Here is a 403-nt window from a genome sequence, read left to right as displayed (position 1 = left end):
GTTCGGCAGGTCTGGGTCTTCGATGGTCACGTTGATCGGACCATCGACGTCCTCACCCGGGGTGACCTCAACTTCACCAGTCTCCGGATTGATGACGACAGGGATATCCTTGCCGTCTTCATCCTTCGCGGTGACCTTGGTCTCGTCGTCTTCATTCTCGACGACGACGCCAGTGCCCTGCTTCTCATCCGTCGGCTCAACTGGGTTCTTGCCAGTCTCGTCAACGGTGGTCTTGTCGTCGGAAGCCTCGGAACCGTTGTCGTCCTTGCCCTTCTCGTGGTCCTTAACCGGAACCTCAACCTCGACCTTGCCATCCGGCAGATCCGGATCGGTGATAGTCACGTCGATCGGACCATCAACGTTCTCACCCGGGGTGACAACAACGTTGCCGTCCTCGTCGATC

Annotated in this window: 1 protein-coding gene; it reads right to left on the bottom strand. The window is 58.3% G+C overall.

All coding sequences use genetic code 11. The annotated features are described in order from the left end of the window. Positions 1-403 (bottom strand): hypothetical protein (locus HMPREF2617_RS12000; RefSeq protein ID WP_210400798.1); only part of this gene is annotated, 403 nt, incomplete at both ends.

Source organism: Corynebacterium sp. HMSC070H05 (genome assembly GCF_001837615.1).
Classification (GTDB): Bacteria; Actinomycetota; Actinomycetes; order Mycobacteriales; family Mycobacteriaceae; genus Corynebacterium; species Corynebacterium coyleae.
The sequence above is the reverse complement of the archived record's forward strand: the minus strand, read 5'-3'. Positions and strand labels throughout refer to the sequence as shown.